Below are 16,553 nucleotides of genomic sequence, written 5' to 3'. Positions count from 1 at the left end.
GGAAGCGCGACATTTTACCCTGTTTTCGCGTCGCGTGGCAGGGGGTAGATGCGACGCAGTGTCGCGCCGGCGGCGATCGGTTCAGCGCGACGGACCGGGGCCACGCGCCGCTTGGGAACCCCCACGGAACCGCCTTTGGTAGGTGCCAACCTTGGTTGGCACGATCCGTCCGGCACCGGCACCCCAGATGGGCCGATGGCCCCGATGAATGTGTGCCAACCAAGGTTGGCACCTACCAGGAGCGGGTCAACGGTCGGCACCCACCCAAAATGGTCAGCTCAGCGCTTCCGCCGCTTCCAGGGTGTTCTGCATCAGCGTGGCCACAGTCATCGGGCCCACGCCGCCCGGCACCGGGGTGATCCAGCTCGCCCGCTGGGCGGCCGCCTCAAACCCGACGTCGCCCACCAGGCGGCCGTCGTCCAACCGGTTGATGCCGACGTCGATCACCACCGCGCCCGGCTTCACCCACTCGCCCGGCACGATGCCCGGGCGGCCCACCGCCACCACCAGGATGTCGGCGTTGCGCACGGCCTGTTCCAGCACGTCCTTGGGGGTGAACTTGTGGCAGCTGGTCACGGTGCAGCCGGCAATCAGCAGCTCCAGGCCCATCGGGCGGCCGACATGGTTGCTCACGCCCACGATGGTGGCGTTGCGGCCGCGTACCGGCTGGTCGGTGTGGCCCAGGAGCGTGGTGATGCCACGCGGGGTGCACGGGCGCAGGCCGAACTCGCGCAGGGCCAGGTGGCCGACGTTTTCCGGGTGGAAGCCGTCCACGTCCTTGCGCGGGTCGATGCGCTGGATCAGCCGGCGCGCATCGGGGATGCCCGGCAGGGGCAGCTGGATCAGGATGCCGTTGATCTTCGGATCGGCGTTGAGCTGGTCGATCAGGTCGAGCAGCTCGGCCTCGGTGGTACCGGCCGGCAGATCGTAGTCATGCGCTTCGATGCCGACCTTCTCGGCGGCGCGGCGCTTGTTGCGCACGTACACGGTCGAGGCCGGGTCGCCACCGACCAGCACCACGGCCAGGCCCGGGCGGCTGCCACCGGCGGCCACGCGGGCGTCGACGCGCACCTTCAGGCTGTCGAGCAGGTCCTCGGCGATGCGGCGACCATCAAGGATGCGGGCAGGATGCGGGGCGGCGGAATCAGTCATCGGGAGCAGGCGTGGGGCGGCGGGGACGCTATTGTCCCTGATTCAGGCCCCCTCGCCCACCGCAGGATGGGGTCCTGGCGGGGTCGGATCCCTTTGCCACAGGCAAAGGGCTCTGACCCCAGCACGACGTAGCGGGTCAGAGCCCTTTCCGCTGGAAAGGGATCCGACCCGCAAACCTCATTCTTCCTCTTCCGGCACGTCCTGCGGGTTCAACGTCTTGCTTGCCCGCTTCGGCGCGGTGAACGGCGTCGGCGTCGGCACGCCCTGGCCTGAATTGCCGAACACCATCTTGGCGCCGGCATTCAAGCCACCACCGGCAATCTCCAGCTCGAAACGCTCGGCATCGCGGCGCCGGATCTGCTCGGCAATCTCCACCGCATCGTCCTCATCCGCACCCAGCTCCACCAGCGCGGCCTGGCCGAACAGCACCGCCGATTCAAACGTCTCGCGGATCTGGAAATCGACACCAGCATGGATCAGCCGCAGCGAATGCTCGCGGTCGAATGAGCGCACCATCAGCTTGGCCTGCGGGAACTCGTGCGACACCAGTTCGACGATGCGGTCAGCGGCCTCGGCCTTGTCCACGCACACCGCAATCGCACGCGCGGTGGCCGCGCCCGAGGCATGCAGCACGTCCAGTCGCGTACCGTCGCCGTAGTAGATCTTGAAACCGAAACGCGCGGCGCTCTGGATCATCTCCACGTCGTTGTCGATGATGGTCACGTCCACGTCGCGCGCCAGCAGCGACTGGCTGGCGACCTGGCCGAAGCGGCCGAAGCCGATCAGCAGCACACTGCCGGACAGGCCCTCGGCCTCGTCCACGCCGTCCATGTTCACCGTCGGCTTCGGCGCGATGCGCTTGTAGACCAGCACCACCAGCGGGGTCAGCGCCATCGACAACACCACCACGGCGGTGAAGTTGGCATTGATCTCCAGGTTGATCACGCCGGCTGAGGCGGCAGCGGAGAACAGCACGAAGGCGAACTCGCCACCCTGCGCCATCAGAACGCCGCGATCCAGCGCCTGCGCGTGGTCACTGCCCATGATGCGCGCGACCACGTAGATGCACAGCGCCTTGGCCACCATCAACGCCAGCACCAGCCCGAGGATCAGCTGCCAGTTGCCAGCCACCACGCCCAGGTCCAGCGCCATGCCGACGCTGAGGAAGAACAGGCCAAGCAGGATGCCGCGGAACGGTTCGATGTCCGCTTCGATCTGGTGGCGGAAGGTCGACTCGCTCAGAAGCACGCCCGCGAGGAACGCGCCCATCGCCATCGACAGGCCGGACAGCTGCATCAGCAGCGCCGCGCCCAGCACCACCAGCAGCGCGGCGGCGGTCATCACCTCGCGCGCCTTCGATTCGGCCAGCACGCGGAACAACGGATTGAGCAGGAAGCGGCCGACCAGCACCAGGCCGACGATGGCACCCACACCGATCGCCACCGACAGCCAGCGCGAACCTTCGCCGTCGGCACTGCCCGCGCTCGGGCCCATCCAGGCCACCAGCGCCAGCAACGGCACGATCAGCAGGTCCTCGAACAGCAGGATGGAGACGATCTTCTGCCCCGACGGCAGCGCGATGTCGCCGCGCTCGGCCAGCAACTGCATCACCACCGCGGTGGAGGTGAGCACGAAGCCGGTGGCACCGATGAAGGCCACCTGCCACGGCAGGCCGAACAGTTTGGCGATGCTGGTCAGCACCAGCGCACAGGTGACGATCTGCAGCGTGCCCAGCCCGAAGATCTCCTTGCGCAGGCTCCACAGGTGCGAGGGCCGCATCTCCAGGCCGATCACGAACAGGAACATCACCACGCCGAGTTCGGCGGTATGCAGGATCGCCTGCGGGTCGGAGAACCAGCCCAGCCCGAACGGTCCGATCGCCAGGCCAGCGGCGAAGTAGCCCAGTACCGAGCCCAGGCCGGCCCGACGGAACAAAGGCACCATCACCACCGCCGCGCCCAACAGGGCGACGACCTTGACCAGCTCGCTGGTCGCTGCTTCTACCGCCATGCGGTGTGTTCCCCAAGATCCAGAATCGGGTTCAACAATAGAGCAATGCCGATGACGGCAATAGCACGCATGTTGCGCCGGATTGTCTTGGAGATGAAACGATACCGGGAGTGACCCCCAGCATCATCCCGAAACCATGCATCCGCGTCGGTGGGTGCCAACCTTGGTTGGCACAACCACAACCTGTAGAGCCGAGCCCACGCTCGGCTGCTCTTCGTGCCGAGGCCAGAAGCAGCCGAGCATGGGCTCGGCTCTACAGTAGATCCACGCAATGCGTGGATGAATCCCCGGCCAGGTTCCCCGCCGTGGATCCACGCCATGCGTAGATGACGCCCGGCCGGGTTCACCCACCCCGGCAGAACGCGGCGTAATCGATATATCCCGGGAACGGCACGCCCGGCGCGCACACCGGGCAATGCGGGTCCGGCCGGATGCCGGTCTCACGGAAGCGCATGCCCAGCGCGTCGAAGCGCAGCAGGCGGCCAACCAGCGGCTCACCGATGCCCAGCAGCAGCTTCAGCACCTCGGTCGCCTGCAGCACGCCGGCCAGGCCGGGCAGCACGCCCAGCACACCCGCCTCGGAACAGTTCGGCGCGAACTCCGGCGGCGGCGGCTCGGGGAACAGGCAGCGGTAGCACGGCGCCACGCCACGCTGGCGGCCAGCGTCAAACACGCTTACCTGGCCGTCGAAGCGCTCGATGGCGGCGTAGACCAGCGGCTTGGCGTGCTTGATGCAGGCGTCGTTGAGCAGGTAGCGCAGCGGGAAGTTGTCCGACCCATCCAGCACCACGTCCACGCCCTCCAGCAGCGCATCCACGTTCTCGGAAGTGACCCGCTCAGGCACCGCCTCGACGTCGATCGACGGGTTCAACGCCAGCAGCCGCTCGCGCGCCGAATCGACCTTGAACTGGCCGACGCTGGCTTCGGTATGCACGATCTGCCGGTGCAGGTTGCTGCGCTCCACGCGGTCGTGGTCGGCAAAACGCAGGTGCCCTACCCCGGCGGCGGCCAGGTAGAAACCAGCCGGCGCGCCCAGCCCACCCGCGCCCAGCACCAGCACGCGCGACTGCTGCAGCCGGCGCTGGCCGGCCTCGCCCACCTGTGGCAGCAGCAGGTGGCGCGAATAGCGATCGTAGAAGTCGCGGTCGGCGGCGCTGGCCAGCGGCTGCACCAGCGGCAGCGACTGCTCGCGCCAGGCCACGGTGCCGCCGGTCACGGAAGCGACGCGGGTGTAGCCGGCCTCCAGCAGGAACTGCGCGGCGTCGGCCGAGCGCTTGCCGCTCTGGCAGATCAGCAGGATCTCCTGGTCGTGCCGCGGCAGGTGTGCGGCCGGGTCGGCCTGCAGCTCGCCCTTGGCCACGCCGCGCGCGCCCTCGGCCATGCCGCCGGCCCGTTCATGCGCCTCGCGCACATCGATCAGCACCGCGCCATGGGCCAGGCGCTCGCGTGCCTGCGCGGGGGAAAGCTCTTGGATGCTCATGGCCGCATTATCGCGCACGTGGCGGCAGGCCGCCTTGACCAGCATCTGTAGAGCCGAGCGTAGGCTCGGCTCTACGGGTCCACCGCAAGCCTGCGGTAGCGCCCGCCCTGCACCCGGGGTCAGATCCCTTTTCCGGAGGAAAAGGGATCTGACCCCATTCCCCACAACGAAAAAGGCGGCCCTGCGGCCGCCTTCTCGTGAATCACTTGCCCTTGACGTGCTTCATCAAGCGCCGCTTGGCCTTGACCTGCCGCTCGGTGAGGACGTTCTTCTTGCCCTCGTACGGGTTGGTACCCTCGCGGAAGATGAAGCTCACCGGCGTGCCTATCAGTTTGAAGCGCTTGCGGAAGAAGTTCTCCAGGTAGCGCTTGTACGACTCCTGCAGCTCCTTCAGGCGGGTGCCGTGCACGATGAAGGTCGGCGGGTTGGAACCGGCCGGGTGCACGTAGCGCAGCTTGGAGACGTGGCCGCGGATGGTCGGCGGCGGGTTGGTCTCGTAGGCCACTTCCAGCGCCTTGTTCACTTCGCTGGTGGTGAAGGTCTTGTTCGCCGATTCGTGCGCGCGGTGCACCGCGCGGAACAGCTCACGCAGGCCCGAACCATGCTTGGCCGATATGCGCACGGACTCGGCCCACGGCACGAAGCCCAGCTTCAGCGACAGCATGGTTTCGGCCTGCTCGCGCTGGTACTCGGTCAGGCCATCCCACTTGTTGATGGCGATCACCAGCGCGCGGCCGGCATCGAGCACGGCACCGAGCACGGTGGCGTCCTGGTCGGTCACGCCTTCGGTGGCGTCGAGCATCAGCACGGCCACCTGGCACTGCTCGATCGACTGCATGGTCTTGACCACCGAGAACTTCTCGACGACCTCGTCCACGCGCGACCGACGGCGCAGGCCGGCGGTATCGATCAGGCGGTACTCGCGGCCATCACGCTCCAGGTCCACCGCGATCGAGTCGCGGGTGGTGCCCGGCACGTCGGAGGCGATCATGCGCTCCTCGCCGAGGATGCGGTTGACCAGGGTCGACTTGCCCACGTTCGGGCGGCCGACGAAGGCGATGCGGATGCGGTTCGGATCGTTGTCCAGCTCTTCGCCGCTGCCTTCTTCCGGCAGGCGCTGGATCACTTCGTCCAGCAGGTCGTCCAGGCCCTGGCGATGCGCGGCCGACACGGTCAGCATCTCGCCGAAGCCGTAACGGGCGAACTCCGAACGCACGGTGTCCTCGTCGGTGCCGTCGATCTTGTTGATCAGCAGCAGCGTCGGGCGCGACAGCTTGCGCAGCCAGGCCAGGATCTCGTCGTCCATCGCCGAGGTACCCTCACGGGCGTCGACCACGAACAGGATCAGGTCGGCTTCCGCCGCAGCGGCGCGGGCCTGGCGGGTGGTAGCCCCTGCCAGACCCTCTTCCTCTTCCGCGATACCGCCGGTGTCGACGACGAGGAAATGATTGTCCTCGTCCAGCCGGCAGACACCGTAGTTGCGGTCGCGGGTGACGCCGGGCTGGTCATGGACCAGCGCGTCACGGGTGCGGGTAAGCGCATTGAAAATAGTCGACTTGCCGACATTCGGCCGTCCAACCAGGGCGACCAAAGGCAGCATCGCGATTACTCCAATTTTTAATTTGCCAACCGGAAGGCGGTCAGCTTGCCATCAACGTTCTGCACCAGCAGCACCCCGTCTGCGACGACCGGCTGGGCCAGCAGGGCGTCGCCGCCACTTTTTGCCCGTGCCGCCATCGCACCATCGGACGCCTGCAACCAGTGCACGTATCCCTTGTAGTCGCCGACCACCACGTAGTCGCCGTGCAGCGCCGGGCCGGTCAGCGAACGACGGGCCAGCGCGGTCTGCGACCACATGGCCGCGCCGCTGGCCTTGTCCAGGCCGAACACGCCGCCCTTGTTGTCGGTGACGAACACATTGCCCGACGACACCGCCACGCCACCGGCACCGCCATGGTCGCGCGCCCACAGCGGGCGACCGGTCGGGCCTTCGATGGCCATGGTCTGGTTCTTGAAGCTGCTCACGTAGAGGGTGTTGCCCTCCAGCACCGGAGCGCCGTCGACGTCGGCCATGCGCTCCAGCTCGGTGCGGCCTTCGCCGTTGCCGAGGTTCTGTTCCCACAGCGTGCGGCCATCCTGCTGGGCCAGGGCCGCAACCGCGCCCTCGTCCTTGCCGATGAACAGCACGCCCGGGCCGGTCACCACCGGCGCGTTGCCACGCACGGTCAGCGCCGGCAGCTCGCTCGGGTTGAACCACTTCTGCGTGCCGTTGCCGGCATCGAAGCCGGTAACGCGGCCGTCGTTGCTGCGCACGTAGACCATGCCCTGGGCAACGGCCGGCGCGGCGATGACTTCACCCGGAACACGGGCGCGCCACTTCTCGCTGCCATCGTTGATGTCCAGCGCGATGACCTGGCCATCCAGCGTGCCGATCACGACCAGGTTCTCACCGACACCCGGGCCGCCGGACAGGCGCAGCTTGGCCTTCTTCTTTTCCTTCTTCGGCTCCCAGGTCCAGACCTTCTTGCCGGTCTGCAGGTCGATGGCGTGCACGCCACCGGTGATCGCGGCAGCAAACACGTGGCCGTTGGCGACCGCCGGGCCCTGGCGCACGCCGATGCGGCGCTCGCCCTTGCCGAGGTTGACCGACCAGGCCTTGCTGACCTTCACGGTCGGCTCGAACTTGACCAGCTCAGCCGGTTCCTGTGCCTTCTTCGCGGCCGCGTCCTTGCCGGCGAACCAGCCCTTCATGGTGCTGCAGCCGGTCAGGGCCATGCCCATCAGGAGCACGGTGGCGACGCGGGTGATCATGACCTTCTGACTCATCAAACCGACTCCGCAGGGGCGGCGACGGTGCCGCCGGCGTCCATAACCTTGGTTTCCAGCAGGCGCCGCTGCGGCGCTGCCACGTCCAGCGTCTTCAGCGCCTTCTCGTACTGTGCACGGGCCTCATCACGCTTGCCCTGCGCCATCAGCGCATCGCCATGGATTTCCAGGCTGCTGCTGTCGGTCGCGCTGCCCAGCAGCTTGATGGCCTCGTCGCTCTTGCCGGTGGCCACCAGCAGGCGGGCCACACGCTGGTCGACCACGCGCTGCAGGTCACCTTCGACCTTCACATTGCGCAGGGTCGCCAGTGCCTCTTCATTCTTGCCGGCGTCGACCTGGGCCTTGGCCAGCTGCAGCGCCGCGAGGTCGCCGTAGATGCTGGACGGGCCGGCTTCGAGCGCCTTGACCGCCTTGGCGGCGTCGTCAAGCTTGTTCTGCTGCAGGCCCTGCAGGGCCTTCTGGTACTCGACATTGGCCGAGGCCAGCTTGCCGCCCTGATCCTTCTGGTACCACTGCCAGCCGGCAATGGCACCGATGGCGATGACTACGCCACCGAGGATGCTGGCGCCATTCTTCCGCAGCCAGCTGCGGACGCGTTCACTTTGTTCGTGCTCGTCGAGCAGATCGTCGATCGCCATGCGTACTCTCGCCCCGCCCGTCGGGAGGGACCATTGGGATTATCGAAGGTGGTGAAACCGCGCCTCAGTGCGAAACCGGGACAACGGAGCCTTCAGAGGATACCTGAAAGCGTGCCACGTTGGCTCGCTGGTAGGGGGTCAGATCGACGATAGCGCCGTTCTGCTGAACCTGGACCGCCGAGGCGTTGCCCAGGGTCACCCGGGTCACCTGGCCCGGCGTGAAGCTGCGGGTCTCGCCGGACCTGATCAGCGCCTTCTCGACGGTGCTGCCGTCCGGGCCGCCGATGTCGACCCAGCTGTCGCCGCTGAACTGCATTTCCAGCGCGTTGCCGGCAGCCGCCGGAGCCGGCGCCGGGCGCGGCACCGGGGCCAGCGAGGCCACGTACGGGGTGGCCGCGGGCTTGCTGGCCGGGGCAGTGGCCGCTTCGGCCGGCGCAACAGCCTCGGCACCGGCCGTGGACGGGGTGACCGGCACGGCGGCCGGGATCACATCCAGCGAGGCGGTGCTCGGCGACGGGGTCGCGCTGCCGTCGAAGTGGCCACGGGTGGCGAACCACACCGGCACCGCCAGCACGGCGGTGATGCCGACATACAGCACGCGCCGGCCGAGGTTCTCGGCGATGCGGCGCGCACGCGGGGTATGGGTATGGCTGACCAGGGTGGGCGGAACCACCGGGCCGACCTGGGCCTGTTCCAGCAGCTGGCCGACATCCACGTCGAGCAGGCGCGCATAGCTGCGCAGCTGGCCACGCACGAACACCGGCGCCCCCAGCTTCTGCCATTGTTCCTCTTCCAGCGACTTGACCACCTGGACCGGCATGCGCAGGCGCGAGCCGACATCTTCGAGGGTCAGTCCGGCCGCTTCGCGGGCCTGGCGCAGGCGGGTGCCGCAGCCGGCCGCAGTCTCGAGAGCGCTCACAGTCTGGTCATCAATCACAATGCATCAACCCTGGAGTTAGGAGCCCGCGTCCTGCGGAAATTCCTGTCGAATCCGCTGCAGATAACGATCAGATGCCGCCCGATCGCCCAGCTTCACTTCGATTTGAGACGCAAGTTGTAACACGGAACGCGTTGCGGGTGCAGCCGCAATCCTACGTTCGGCGAAGGCCCGGGCCTCCATGTAGCGGCCCTGGCGGTAGCTCAGCTGGGCCATCGACTCCAGCGCGACCGGGTTGGCCGGGGCCGCCACGAGCGCCGCACGCAGGTCGCGTTCGGCACGTTCAAGCTGGCCCGCATCCAGTGCGCAGCTGCCGGCATTGGCCTGGGCTTCGCCCGGGGTGGCATAACCCGGCGCCTGCAACGCGCGGTCGAACCAGACCAGCGATTCGGCCGGCTGGCCCTGCTGGCACAGCCAGGCACCGTAGTTGTTGAGCACGTCGCCGCGCTGCGGCGCCAGTTCGGCGGCCTTGCGGAAGTTCTCGCCGGCCTGGCGGGTGCGGCCACGACGGTCATCGATGCCGGCCTGCAGCACCAGCGCATCGGGCGCCTCGGGCGCCAGCTTCAGCGCTTCGCGCACCTTGCGCTCGGCGGCATCGAGATTGCCGACCTGCATGTCGCGGGTCGCCAGCGTCAACAGGTCGCGCCAGCGCACTTCGCGCCGCACGCTTTCCGGGTCACCCACCGAATAGACCGGCGCCTGGCTCGGGCCGAGCTTGGCCTTGGGATGGGATTTGCAGCCGCCGACCGCAACGGCCAGCACGCCTGCGAGAAGCGCCAGCCAGAGGCGGTCAGGCCGCGGCATCGCTCCCCTTCCCCGCCTGCAGCGTCTTGTTGAACTCCGCCTGGCGGCGGGTGCGGTCCATCACCTGGCCCTTGAGCTGGCCACAGGCGGCGTCGATGTCGTCGCCACGGGTGCGACGGACCATGGTCAGCACGTTGCTGTCGAGCAGGATCTTCTGGAAGGCGCGGATGTGCGCTTCTTCCGAACGCTCGTAGCGGGTGCCCGGGAACGGATTGAAGGGAATCAGGTTGACCTTGCCCGAATCCTTGGCCTGCACCGCGTTGTCGAACTGGCGCATCAGGCGGGCCAATTCGCGGGCATGCTCGGGCTTGTCGTTGATGCCCTTCATCAGGGTGTATTCGAAGGTGACCGATTCGCGGCGCTTGTTGGCGCGCAGGTAGCGTGCGCACGAGGCCATCAGCTCGGCGATCGGGTACTTCTTGTTGAGCGGCACCAGGGTTTCGCGCAGCGCATCGTTCGGCGCATGCAGCGACACTGCCAGCGACACGTCGCTCTCGGCGGACAGCCGGTCGATCTGCGGCACCAGGCCGGAGGTCGACAGGGTCACGCGCTTGTTGGCCAGGCCGTAGCCCAGGTCGTCGCGCATCACGCTCATGGCGCGCACGACGTTGTCGAAATTCATCAGTGGCTCGCCCATGCCCATCATCACCACGTTGGTGAGGCGGCGCATCTGGTGCGGCACGTTGCCCAGGTGGCGCGCGGCAACCCACACCTGGCCGATGATCTCGGCGGTGGTCAGGTTGCGGTTGAAGCCCTGGGTGGCGGTGGAGCAGAACGTGCAGTTCAGGCCGCAACCGACCTGCGAGGACACGCACAGCGTGCCGCGGGTCTTGTCCGGGATGTACACGGTCTCGATGGCGTTCTTGCCATCCACGCCCATCGCCAGCAGCCACTTGTGGGTGCCGTCGGCGGAGGGCTTGTCGAACACGATGTTCGGAACCAGCACCTCGGCATGGGCCTGCAGCTTGGCGCGCAGGACCTTGCCGAGGTCGGTCATTTCATCGAAATCGGTGACGTAGCGATGGTGGATCCACTTCATCACCTGGTGGGCACGGAACTTCTTTTCGCCGAGAACCTCGACGAAGAACTTCTCCAGGCCCGCGCGATCGAGGTCGAGCAGGTTCTGCTTGCCAGCCGTGGGTGCCGACTTCGGCAGCGGCTGGATGGCGGGGGACTGTACGACCTCGTTCACGGCATTACTCTCAGCGCGAAACGACTTCGGTGGCGGCGAAGAAGTAGGCGATTTCAATCGCGGCATTCTCGACCGAGTCCGAGCCGTGGGCGGCGTTGGCATCGATGGATTCGGCGAAGTCGGCGCGGATGGTGCCCGGCGCGGCTTCCTTCGGGTTGGTGGCGCCCAGCAGGTCGCGGTGGGCCAGGACGGCGTTCTCGCCTTCCAGGGCCTGGATCATCACCGGGCCGGAGATCATGAATTCGACCAGCGCGTTGAAGAACGGACGCTCGCGGTGCACGGCGTAGAAGCCTTCGGCTTCACGGCGCGACAGCTGCTTGTACTTGGCGGCCACGACCTTCAGGCCGGCCTTCTCGAAGCGGGCGTAGATTTCGCCGATGACGTTCTTGGCAACGGCGTCCGGCTTGATGATCGAAAGGGTGCGCTCCAGCGCCATGGGATGTCTCCAATGGAATCGGGCCGCTGATGGCCCGAAGGGTAACATGAAAAAAACCCGCGTCGGGACGCGGGCTTAGCCTGATAAACGTAGGCGAATTGTAAAAGATAAAGCGGCGGCATGGTAGTGCCGGTCGCCGGCCGGCAAACCCTCATGGCAGGGGTCAGATCCCCACAGGGGCTCTGACCCCATTCCGGCCCAGTGTCGGGGTCGGAGCCCCTGCGCGGATCCGACCCCTACCCCATTCACCCACCTGAGTGAAATCTGACCGGACCGGCCGATTTTGCTGCACTGCAAAATGCCATACGCTACCGTCTGGTCCTAGTATCAAACAATCGTTTGATTAAGGTCCGCCCGCCGATGGCCAAACCCGCCCACTTCTCGACCAAGGACCGCATTCTCGGCGCGGCCGAGGAGCTGTTCGCACAGCACGGCTTCGCCGGCACTTCGCTGCGCCAGGTGACCAGCCAGGCCGACGTCAACATCGCAGCGGTCAACTACCACTTCGGCTCCAAGGAAAACCTGGTCAACGAGGTGTTCCGCCGCCGCATGGACGAGATGACCGGCGCCCGCCTGTCGCAGCTCGAACGCGCCCGCAGCGAACACCCCGGGCAGCTGCGCCCGGTGCTGGCCGCCTTCGTCGAGCCGGCATTGGCGCTGGCCCAGGACCGCCAGAACGGCGGTGCCTTCGTGCGCGTGATCGCCCGCGCCTACGCCGAGAAGAACGACAACCTGCGCAAGTTCCTGTCCGACCACTACGGCCACGTGCTGCGTGCGTTCGGCAAGGCCATCGGCGAGTGCGTACCCGACCTGAGCAAGGAAGAGCTGTACTGGCGCCTGGATTTCCTGGCCGGCTCGCTCACCTATGCCATGGCCGACTTCGGGCTGATCAAGCGTCCCGCCGGTGTCACTGAAGCGGCGCATCGTGCCCATGCCGCCCACGAACTGATCCATTTCGCCGAAGCCGGGTTCCGCGCCGCCGCTCGCGCCAGCGCCCTGCCCGCTTCCCTTTGATTCCACCCAGTAACTGCTGACCAACAAAGGCCCTACACCATGTCCAATTCCCTGCTAGTCCGCCGCGCCGCCGTGCTGGGTGCCGGCGTCATGGGTGCCCAGATCGCTGCCCACCTCACCAACGCTGGCGTCGACACCGTGCTGTTCGACCTGCCCGCCAAGGAGGGTCCGGCCGACGGCATCGTGCTGAAGGCAATCGCCAACCTGGGCAAGCTGAGCCCGGCACCGCTGGCCAGCAAGTCGCTGGCCGAAGCCATCACTCCGGCCAACTACGAGTCCGGCCTGGAGCAGCTGAAGGACTGCGACCTGATCATCGAGGCCATCGCCGAGCGCATGGACTGGAAGCAGGACCTGTACAAGAAGATCGCGCCGTTCGTGGCCGACCACGCGGTGCTGGCCTCCAACACCTCGGGCCTGGGCATCAACAAGCTGGCCGACGTGCTGCCCGAGCAGCTGCGCCACCGCTTCTGCGGCGTGCACTTCTTCAACCCGCCGCGCTACATGCACCTGGCCGAGCTGATCCCGGCCACCACCACCGACGCCGCCGTGCTGGAAGGCCTGGAAGAGTTCCTGGTCACCACCCTGGGCAAGGGCGTGGTGTACGCCAAGGACACCCCGAACTTCATCGGCAACCGCATCGGCGTGTTCTCGATCCTGTCGACCATCCACCACACCCAGCAGTTCGGCCTGGGCTTCGATGAAGTGGACGGCCTGACCGGCCCGCTGGTCGGCCGCCCGAAGTCGGCCACCTACCGCACCTCCGACGTGGTCGGCCTGGATACCATGGCCCACGTCATCAAGACCATGGGCGATACCCTGCCGAACGACCCGTGGCATGCATTCTTCAAGTCGCCGAAGTGGCTGGACGCGCTGATCGCCAAGGGCGCGCTGGGCCAGAAGACCGGTGCCGGCATCTTCCGCAAGGTCGGCAAGGACATCGTCGTGCTGGACCTGGAGAAGCAGGACTACCGCCCGGCCGATCGCACCGCCGCCCCGGAAGTGGTCGAGATCCTGAAGATCAAGAATCCGGCCGAGAAGTTCGCCAAGCTGCGCGAAAGCCAGCACCCGCAGGCGCAGTTCCTGTGGGCGACCTTCCGCGACCTGTTCCACTACAGCGCCTACCACCTGGCCGACATCGCCGAAACCGCGCGCGACGTCGACCTGGCCATCCGCTGGGGCTACGGCTGGTCGCTGGGCCCGTTCGAAACCTGGCAGGCCGCCGGCTGGAAGCAGGTGGCACAGTGGATCGCCGATGACATCGTCGCCGGCAAGAGCATGAGCAATGCGCCGCTGCCGGACTGGGTGTTCGATGGCCGCGACGGCGTGCATGCCGCCGAAGGCAGCTACAGCCCGTCGCGCAACGCCAAGCTGCCGCGCTCGTCGCTGCCGGTGTACCAGCGCCAGCGCTTCCCCGATCCGCTGCTGGGCGAGACGTTCGCGCCGGGCGAGACCGTGTTCGAGAACGATGGCCTGCGCATGTGGCACGACGGTGATGGCATCGCCGTGGTCAGCTTCAAGACCAAGATGAACACCGTGTCCGACCAGGTGCTGGACGGCCTGCAGGAATGCGTGAGCCGCGCCGAGAAGGACTTCCAGGGCCTGGTGATCTGGCAGCAGAAGGAACCCTTCTCCGCCGGTGCCGACCTTGCCGGCGCGCTGGGCCTGCTGCAGGCCGGCAAGGTCGACCAGTTCGAAGAAATGGTTGCCAACTTCCAGCGCACCAGCCAGCGCATCAAGTACTCGCTGGTGCCAGTGGTGGCTGCCGTGCGCGGCCTGGCCCTGGGTGGCGGCTGCGAGTTCCAGATGCACAGCGCCAAGACCGTGGCCTTCCTGGAAAGCTACATCGGCCTGGTCGAGGCCGGCGTCGGCCTGCTGCCGGCCGGTGGTGGCCTGAAGGAACTGGCCGTGCGCGCCTCGCAGGCCGCGGGCCCGGGCGGCGACGTGTTCGCCGAACTGAAGAAGACCTTCGAGACCGTGGCGATGGCCAAGGTGTCCAACTCGGCGGTCAACGCCAAGGAACTGGGCCTGCTGCGCAGCACCGACAAGGTGGTGTTCAACAGCTACGAGGCCCTGCACATCGCCAAGGCCGAAGCACGCGCCCTGGCCGAAGCGGGTTACCGCCCGCCGCTGCCGGCACGCCGCATCCAGGTGGCCGGTGACGTGGGTATCGCCACCTTCAAGATGATGCTGGTCAACATGCTGGAAGGCCGCTTCATCAGCCCGTACGACTACGAGATCGCCGAGCGCATCGCTACCGTGCTGTGCGGTGGCAAGGTCGACCGCGGCACCCTGGTCGACGAAGAGTGGCTGCTGACCCTGGAGCGCAAGCACTTCGTCGAACTGGCCCAGCAGGAAAAGACCCAGGCCCGCATCGCGCACATGCTGAAGACCGGCAAGCCGCTGCGTAACTGATCGCCCATCCCTGCTTCCGGTGGGTGCCGACCGTTGGTCGGCACTCCGGCTAAAAAATTCAAGAGATCACTGCAATGACCAAGCAAATCCAGGATGCCTACATCGTCGCCGCCACCCGTACCCCGGTTGGCAAGGCGCCCAAGGGCATGTTCCGCAACACCCGCCCCGACGACATGCTTGCGCACGTGCTGCGCAGCGTCGTCGCCCAGGCCCCGGGCGTGGACGTCAACCGCATCGATGACGCCATCATCGGTTGCGCCATGCCGGAAGCCGAGCAGGGCATGAACGTGGCCCGCATCGGCGTGCTGCTGGCCGGCCTGCCGAACACCATCGCCGCACAGACCGTGAACCGCTTCTGCTCCTCCGGCCTGCAGGCCGTGGCGCAGGCCGCCGACGCGATCCGCCTGGGCAACGCCGACCTGATGCTGGCCGGCGGCACCGAGTCGATGTCGATGGTGCCGATGATGGGCAACAAGATCGCCATGGCGCCGAGCGTGTTCGACAACGACCACGTTGCCATCGCCTACGGCATGGGCATCACCGCCGAGAAGGTCGCCGAAGAGTGGAAGGTCTCGCGCGAAGACCAGGACGCCTTTGCCCTGGCCTCGCACCAGAAGGCCATGGCCGCGATCCAGAACGGCGAGTTCAAGGACGAGATCAGCCCGTACGAGATCGTCTCGCACCTGCCGGACCTGGCCGACGGCCAGCGCATCATCACCCGCAACAAGATCGCCGACACCGACGAAGGCCCCCGCCCGGACTCCTCGGCCGAAGGCCTGGCCAAGCTGCGCCCGGTGTTCCGCAACGGCCAGTTCGGCGGCACCGTCACCGCCGGCAACTCGTCGCAGATGAGCGACGGCGCCGGCGCCGTGCTGCTGGCCTCGGAGCAGGCGATCAAGGATTACGGCCTGACCCCGCTGGCCCGTTTCGTCAGCTTCTCGGTGGCCGGCGTGCGCCCGGAAGTGATGGGCATCGGCCCGATCGCCGCGATCCCGAAGGCACTGAAGCAGGCCGGCCTGACCCAGGACCAGCTGGACTGGATCGAGCTCAACGAAGCCTTCGCCGCGCAGTCGCTGGCGGTGATCCGTGACTGCGGCCTGGACCCGGACAAGGTCAACCCGCTGGGCGGCGCGATTGCCCTGGGCCACCCGCTGGGCGCAACCGGCGCGATCCGTACCGCAACCCTGCTGCACGGCCTGCGTCGTCGCCAGCAGAAGTACGGCATGGTGACGATGTGCATCGGCACCGGCATGGGCGCAGCGGGTATTTTCGAGGCGCTGTAAGGTTCAAGGCGTTGCCTCGTTGGGCTTCATGGCGTGGGTCGGGTTGGCAGGGCTGCCCGGGACACGCCGTGAACCCTTCCATGGGGGCTCGATGGCGCCATCCATGGCGCCAACGGTCCCGGGCAGCCCTGCCAACCCGGCCCTTCCAGCCTCCCCGCGGCGGAGGGATGAGCAAAGGCAGGGTCAAAGGCCGGGGTCAGATCCCTTTGCTGCGCAAAGGGATCTGACCCCAACAAGCAGAAAAGGCAGCCTATGGCTGCCTTTTTTTGCTTGTGCTTCTGCCTTTGATTCCGCCCTTCCCGTCCGCGCCACACGAAAACTGTCGAGAGGGGGCGGATGGCCCTCTCCAAAACCGTTGGCGCCATGGAT

General features: G+C 67.1%; 13 protein-coding genes. 3 read left to right on the top strand and 10 right to left on the bottom strand.

What is annotated here, in order from left to right:
* Positions 1 to 273: 273 nt before the first annotated feature.
* The 10 genes from folD to ndk form a co-directional block, all read right to left on the bottom strand.
* A complete protein-coding gene (folD, locus tag ACT6SE_RS08640; protein WP_005416247.1) occupies positions 274 to 1,152 on the bottom strand; it encodes a bifunctional methylenetetrahydrofolate dehydrogenase/methenyltetrahydrofolate cyclohydrolase FolD in 879 nt (292 codons plus the stop codon).
* 177 nt (positions 1,153 to 1,329) lie between these two features.
* The gene (locus ACT6SE_RS08635) at positions 1,330 to 3,162 is read right to left on the bottom strand and encodes a monovalent cation:proton antiporter-2 (CPA2) family protein (RefSeq protein ID WP_046430199.1); all 1,833 of its coding nucleotides are present in this window, start codon (positions 3,160 to 3,162) and stop codon (positions 1,330 to 1,332) included.
* A gap of 343 nt (positions 3,163 to 3,505) precedes the next feature.
* Entirely contained in the window at positions 3,506 to 4,642 is a 1,137-nt protein-coding gene (gene moeB, locus ACT6SE_RS08630) for a molybdopterin-synthase adenylyltransferase MoeB (RefSeq protein ID WP_046430218.1), read from the bottom strand.
* A 202-nt stretch (positions 4,643 to 4,844) separates the two neighbouring features.
* Complete coding sequence (der, locus tag ACT6SE_RS08625) at positions 4,845 to 6,242, bottom strand: ribosome biogenesis GTPase Der (protein WP_014646861.1); 1,398 nt, start codon at positions 6,240 to 6,242, stop codon at positions 4,845 to 4,847.
* A 17-nt stretch (positions 6,243 to 6,259) separates the two neighbouring features.
* Positions 6,260 to 7,468 carry an outer membrane protein assembly factor BamB gene (bamB, locus tag ACT6SE_RS08620; protein WP_046430197.1) on the bottom strand — a complete coding sequence of 403 codons (1,209 nt, stop codon included), beginning with the start codon at positions 7,466 to 7,468 and terminating at the stop codon, positions 6,260 to 6,262.
* On the bottom strand, positions 7,468 to 8,106 hold the full coding sequence (locus ACT6SE_RS08615; protein ID WP_014646859.1) for a YfgM family protein: 639 nt from the start codon (positions 8,104 to 8,106) through the stop codon (positions 7,468 to 7,470). The genes bamB and ACT6SE_RS08615 overlap by 1 nt, the downstream gene beginning before the upstream one ends.
* A gap of 64 nt (positions 8,107 to 8,170) precedes the next feature.
* Positions 8,171 to 9,043 carry a RodZ domain-containing protein gene (locus tag ACT6SE_RS08610; protein WP_032960759.1) on the bottom strand — a complete coding sequence of 291 codons (873 nt, stop codon included), beginning with the start codon at positions 9,041 to 9,043 and terminating at the stop codon, positions 8,171 to 8,173.
* Positions 9,044 to 9,061: 18 nt separating this feature from the next.
* Positions 9,062 to 9,847: a type IV pilus biogenesis/stability protein PilW gene (gene pilW, locus ACT6SE_RS08605; RefSeq protein WP_041863329.1), complete on the bottom strand. Its 786-nt coding sequence runs from the start codon at positions 9,845 to 9,847 to the stop codon at positions 9,062 to 9,064.
* On the bottom strand, positions 9,834 to 11,039 hold the full coding sequence (gene rlmN, locus ACT6SE_RS08600) for a 23S rRNA (adenine(2503)-C(2))-methyltransferase RlmN (RefSeq protein WP_005409296.1): 1,206 nt from the start codon (positions 11,037 to 11,039) through the stop codon (positions 9,834 to 9,836). Before rlmN ends, pilW begins: the two co-directional genes overlap by 14 nt.
* 10 nt (positions 11,040 to 11,049) lie before the next feature.
* Positions 11,050 to 11,475 carry a nucleoside-diphosphate kinase gene (gene ndk, locus ACT6SE_RS08595; RefSeq protein ID WP_005409295.1) on the bottom strand — a complete coding sequence of 142 codons (426 nt, stop codon included), beginning with the start codon at positions 11,473 to 11,475 and terminating at the stop codon, positions 11,050 to 11,052.
* A gap of 360 nt (positions 11,476 to 11,835) precedes the next feature.
* Here ndk and ACT6SE_RS08590 point away from each other — a divergent pair, with 360 nt between their 5' ends.
* The 3 genes from ACT6SE_RS08590 to ACT6SE_RS08580 all read left to right on the top strand — a co-directional run bounded on the left by ACT6SE_RS08590 (position 11,836) and on the right by ACT6SE_RS08580 (position 16,184).
* The gene (locus ACT6SE_RS08590; RefSeq protein WP_014646856.1) at positions 11,836 to 12,489 is read left to right on the top strand and encodes a TetR/AcrR family transcriptional regulator; all 654 of its coding nucleotides are present in this window, start codon (positions 11,836 to 11,838) and stop codon (positions 12,487 to 12,489) included.
* 39 nt (positions 12,490 to 12,528) lie between these two features.
* Positions 12,529 to 14,901 (top strand): 3-hydroxyacyl-CoA dehydrogenase/enoyl-CoA hydratase family protein, encoded by a 2,373-nt coding sequence (locus tag ACT6SE_RS08585; protein ID WP_046430194.1) that lies wholly within the window; start codon positions 12,529 to 12,531, stop codon positions 14,899 to 14,901.
* Positions 14,902 to 14,975: 74 nt separating this feature from the next.
* Positions 14,976 to 16,184: an acetyl-CoA C-acyltransferase gene (locus tag ACT6SE_RS08580; RefSeq protein WP_046430192.1), complete on the top strand. Its 1,209-nt coding sequence runs from the start codon at positions 14,976 to 14,978 to the stop codon at positions 16,182 to 16,184.
* Positions 16,185 to 16,553 lie beyond the last annotated feature (369 nt).

The organism is Stenotrophomonas sp. LC732 (genome assembly GCF_052446685.1).
Lineage (GTDB): Bacteria > Pseudomonadota > Gammaproteobacteria > Xanthomonadales > Xanthomonadaceae > Stenotrophomonas > Stenotrophomonas muris.
Note: the sequence above shows the minus strand (reverse complement) of the source record. Positions and strands in the feature narration are given on the sequence as shown.

What these genes read in the sequence shown, in the direction of transcription:
- folD (WP_005416247.1), bottom strand. Translation starts at nt 1,152, where the DNA reads ATGACTGATTCCGCCGCCCCGCATCCTGCCCGCATCCTTGATGGTCGC.
- ACT6SE_RS08635 (WP_046430199.1), bottom strand. Translation starts at nt 3,162, where the DNA reads ATGGCGGTAGAAGCAGCGACCAGCGAGCTGGTCAAGGTCGTCGCCCTG.
- moeB (WP_046430218.1), bottom strand. Translation starts at nt 4,642, where the DNA reads ATGAGCATCCAAGAGCTTTCCCCCGCGCAGGCACGCGAGCGCCTGGCC.
- der (WP_014646861.1), bottom strand. Translation starts at nt 6,242, where the DNA reads ATGCTGCCTTTGGTCGCCCTGGTTGGACGGCCGAATGTCGGCAAGTCG.
- bamB (WP_046430197.1), bottom strand. Translation starts at nt 7,468, where the DNA reads ATGAGTCAGAAGGTCATGATCACCCGCGTCGCCACCGTGCTCCTGATG.
- ACT6SE_RS08615 (WP_014646859.1), bottom strand. Translation starts at nt 8,106, where the DNA reads ATGGCGATCGACGATCTGCTCGACGAGCACGAACAAAGTGAACGCGTC.
- pilW (WP_041863329.1), bottom strand. Translation starts at nt 9,847, where the DNA reads ATGCCGCGGCCTGACCGCCTCTGGCTGGCGCTTCTCGCAGGCGTGCTG.
- ndk (WP_005409295.1), bottom strand. Translation starts at nt 11,475, where the DNA reads ATGGCGCTGGAGCGCACCCTTTCGATCATCAAGCCGGACGCCGTTGCC.
- ACT6SE_RS08590 (WP_014646856.1), top strand. Translation starts at nt 11,836, where the DNA reads ATGGCCAAACCCGCCCACTTCTCGACCAAGGACCGCATTCTCGGCGCG.
- ACT6SE_RS08585 (WP_046430194.1), top strand. Translation starts at nt 12,529, where the DNA reads ATGTCCAATTCCCTGCTAGTCCGCCGCGCCGCCGTGCTGGGTGCCGGC.
- ACT6SE_RS08580 (WP_046430192.1), top strand. Translation starts at nt 14,976, where the DNA reads ATGACCAAGCAAATCCAGGATGCCTACATCGTCGCCGCCACCCGTACC.